Origin of the sequence: Dietzia maris (genome assembly GCF_014144855.1) — a bacterium.
Taxonomy (GTDB): domain Bacteria; phylum Actinomycetota; class Actinomycetes; order Mycobacteriales; family Mycobacteriaceae; genus Dietzia; species Dietzia kunjamensis.
In genome coordinates this window covers 1-3,371 of sequence record NZ_JAALDN010000230.1, presented here as the reverse complement: position 1 = coordinate 3,371, position 3,371 = coordinate 1, and the positions used below count along the sequence as shown (strand labels likewise).

Sequence of the window (3,371 nt, the reverse complement as noted above, 5' to 3'; positions counted from 1 at the left end):
ATCGTCGCCGACGACGGCACACTCATCAATCCGCCGGGTCAGGACAGGTACGGACCCCGCAGACGGCCGGCCTGACCAACTCAGCAGTCGCCGACGCCCACCCATTCGGAGACGCCGTCGGTGAAGCGCTGCCGCTTCCAGATGGGCACCCCGTGCTTGAGCCGCTCGATGAGCTCCGAACACGCCGCGAACGCCTCGGCCCGATGCGGAGCCACGGCGACCACGACCACCGCGACCTCGCCCACCGGCAGCACGCCCACGCGGTGGACCGCCGCCACCCGCGCCGAGTGCTCCCCCACGACCTCGGCGCAGAGCCGGGCGAGAGTGTCCCGGGCCGTGGGGTGAGCGGAGTATGACCTCGAACTGCTCGAGAGCCGCACCCTCGACGGCCGGATCCAGGAGCTGATCTACCGGCCCACCCTGCACGCCCCACCCGGCTGACCACCCTGAAATGCAGACCAGGTCAGGGCTCGGAAGCCTCTGACCTGGTTGCTGGGCTCCCCCAATTGGACTCGAACCAATAACCCTTCGATTAACAGTCGAATGCTCTGCCAATTGAGCTATGGGGGATCACTGCTGGCGACCGGCGGTGATGCCGGATACCGAGAACTCACCTTAGTGCGCCGCAGGCCGACGAACCAAATCGGCTGGTCAGGCGATGTCCGGAGTCGCGCCGACCGCCTGGTTCAACAGGCCGCGCCGGTACTCCTCCAGAGCCACCAGATCACCGAACAACGCCGAGTAGCCCTCGGGATCCTCCGCGGGGCTCATCCTCTGCACCTTGGACTTGAGGTCCGCGATCTGGCCCGAGACCCACACCTCCTGCAGCCGCGCCAGCACGCCGGAGATGTAGCGGGGCAAGGCCTCTTCGGATACGCGCAGCGTCTCCACCGCGAGGCTCCCGACCAGTCGGCGCAGCCCGTCGTCGCCCAGCCCCTCGGAGACCTCCGAGACCCAGTTCGCGCCGCTCTTGCCGGCCGCGCACCCCCCGGCCGTCGACAGTGCCTGCGCGATCGTGGCATAGGCGGGGTGGGTGTAGCACTCCTCCGGCAGCGAGTCGAAGAGCGGCCCGGCCAGCCCCGGGTACTGCAGGGCCGCCTTCACGGCCTCCCGTTGGGGCCACAGCACTGGGTCCGCCGCAGCGGGGATGGGCACGCCCGTCGGCACCTCCGGAGTCTGCTGCGTATCGCGGCCGCCGGCCTCGTCGTCGTCGTATCCCCCACGGCCGCGACCCGCGCCGCCCCCACGCTCGGCGGTGTCCCACCCCGGTCGGGCTCCCCCACCCGGTCCACCGGGGGCACGCTTGCGCAACCCGGAACCCGACCCTGCCGACCGTGCGCGGCCCTTCTTGCGCGCCTCCTCGCGGACACGGCGCACCACCGTCGCCGGGTCGTCCCAGCCGACCCAGCCGGCGAGCTGGCGGGCGTACTCGTCACGCAGCGTCGAATCGCGGATGTCGGCCACCACCGGCACCGTGCGCCGCAGGGCCTCCACGCGCCCCTCGGCGTGGTCGAGGTCGTAGTCCTCCAGCATCGAGCGGATCGCGAACTCGAACATCGGCACCCGCGCGGACACGAGATCCCGCACCGCCGCGTCGCCCTTGTTCTGACGCAGGTCGCACGGATCCGTCCCCGGCGGGGCCACCGCCACGAACGTCCGGCCGGAGAACTGCTGGTCCCCCGAGAACGCCCGGAGCGCGGCCTTCTTGCCGGCTTCGTCGCCGTCGAACGTGTAGATGATCTCGCCGCGGAAGTAGTTGTCGTCCAACATCAGGCGCCGCAGCGTCGACAGGTGGTCCTCGCCGAACGCGGTGCCACACGCGGCGACCGCGGTCGTGACGCCGGCCGCGTGCATGGCCATGACGTCGGTGTAGCCCTCGACCACGACCGCGCGACGCTGCGAGGCGATCTCCCGCTTGGACAGGTCCAGACCGAACAACACCTGGGACTTCTTGTAGAGCATCGTCTCGGGGGTGTTCATGTACTTGCCCAGGGTGTCGTCCTCGAACAGCTTGCGCGCGCCGAACCCGATCACCTCGCCCCCGAGGTTGCGGATGGGCCACAGCAACCGGCGGTGGAAACGGTCGATGAGGGTGCCACGCGAACTCGTCTTGGACAGCCCGGCCGCCTCCAGCTCCTTGGGCTCGAACCCCTGGCGCATGAGGTGCTTGCTCATGGTGTCCCAGCCGGCGGGCGCGTACCCACAGCCGAAGTGCTGGGCCTGGGCCATGTCGAACCCGCGGTCGGTGAGGAAGGTGCGCGCCGTCTCCGCCTCCGGGTCCTGCGCCAACCGCTCGGCGTAGAACTTCTGCGCGGCCGCGTTGGCCTGCGCCAGCCGGGACCGCGTGCCGCGATCGCGCTGGATGACCTGCCCGCCACCCTCGTAGGAGATGCGGTAGCCCAGCCGGTCGGCCAGCTGCTCCACCGCCTCGACGAAGCTGATGTGCTCCATCTTCATGAGGAACGCGAAGACGTCGCCACCCTCACCCGTCGAGAAGCAGTGGAAGTAGCCGTGCTGCGGACGTACGTGGAACGAGGGGGTCTTCTCGTCCTTGAACGGGGACAGCCCCTTGAGCGAGTCCGCGCCACCTGGTTTGAGCGCGACGTACTCGCCGACGATCTCCTCGATACGGGTGCGTTCGCGGATCGCGGCGATGTCCTGCTCCGGAATCCGCCCTGCCATGACGCCCAGAGTAGCCGCCTCCGGCGAGGACCGGCGTGCCCCCTGTTCGGGGCCGATACGCTGGGGCCATGATCGCCGCCCAACTCCTGCCCGCCGCCGCCCGGCGACCCCGTTCCCGGTTCAGCCAGGCCCCGGTGACAGCGCTCGCGACGGTGGTCGCGTTCCTGGCCTGCGCGCTGGTGTGGGCCGCCCCCGGCGCCTCGGCCGAGCCCCCGTCGAACCTGCAGCAGCAGCTCACCGACTCCGCGGGGGTCCTCGGCGGTGACACCAGCGAGGTGGAGAGCCGACTGGCCGAACTGCGCTCGTCCGACCAGATCCAGCTGTGGGTGACGTTCGTCGACACCCTCGACGGCATCCCGGTCGAGCAGTGGACGCAGCAGACCCGGGAACTGTCCGACCTGGGCGCGTCCGACGCGCTGCTCGTAGTGGCCGTGGACGAGGGCAGGTACTGGTTCGAGTTCGACGACCCCGAGGCCTCGCCCACTGCCGATCAGCTGACCGCGCAAGAAATCGCCGACCGCGACATCGAACCGCGCCTTGCCACCGACGACTGGGCCGGAGCCGTCACCGGCGCGGCCGACGGGCTCGAACGCCAGGGCTCCGGCTCGGAGATCTCGCCGTTCGCCATCCTGGCCATCATCGTGGGGATCATCGCCCTCGTCGCGGCCGTGGTCCTGTTCGCCCGCCGG

At 70.2% G+C, this 3,371-nt stretch carries 3 protein-coding genes, 1 tRNA gene and 1 pseudogene; 2 read left to right on the top strand and 3 right to left on the bottom strand.

Annotation, left to right across the window (positions count from 1 at the left end; all coding sequences use genetic code 11):
- Positions 1-80: 80 nt before the first annotated feature.
- Positions 81-299, bottom strand: a complete 219-nt coding sequence (locus G6024_RS16335) for a molybdenum cofactor biosynthesis protein MoaE (protein ID WP_235027812.1) — start codon at positions 297-299, stop codon at positions 81-83.
- Positions 300-345: 46 nt separating this feature from the next.
- Between G6024_RS16335 and G6024_RS17165 the strand changes: the two are divergent.
- Positions 346-441: pseudogene (locus G6024_RS17165) on the top strand (dihydrofolate reductase family protein); the annotation flags it as partial.
- Between the two features lie 56 nt (positions 442-497).
- On the opposite strand, the gene G6024_RS08080 reads toward G6024_RS17165, so the two are convergent.
- Together G6024_RS08080 and dnaG are read right to left on the bottom strand one after the other, a co-directional pair.
- Positions 498-570 (bottom strand) — tRNA-Asn (locus tag G6024_RS08080).
- Positions 571-651: 81 nt separating this feature from the next.
- A complete protein-coding gene (gene dnaG / locus G6024_RS08075; RefSeq protein WP_159148449.1) occupies positions 652-2,682 on the bottom strand; it encodes a DNA primase in 2,031 nt (676 codons plus the stop codon).
- Positions 2,683-2,750: 68 nt separating this feature from the next.
- Here dnaG and G6024_RS08070 point away from each other — a divergent pair.
- Positions 2,751-3,371, top strand: a 621-nt coding sequence (locus tag G6024_RS08070; RefSeq protein WP_182640346.1) for a TPM domain-containing protein, incomplete at its 3' end; no start/stop codon positions are given.

Bases quoted from the DNA above. Each gene is read 5' to 3' on its own strand.
- dnaG (WP_159148449.1), bottom strand. From the start codon at position 2,682: ATGGCAGGGCGGATTCCGGAGCAGGACATCGCCGCGATCCGCGAACGC.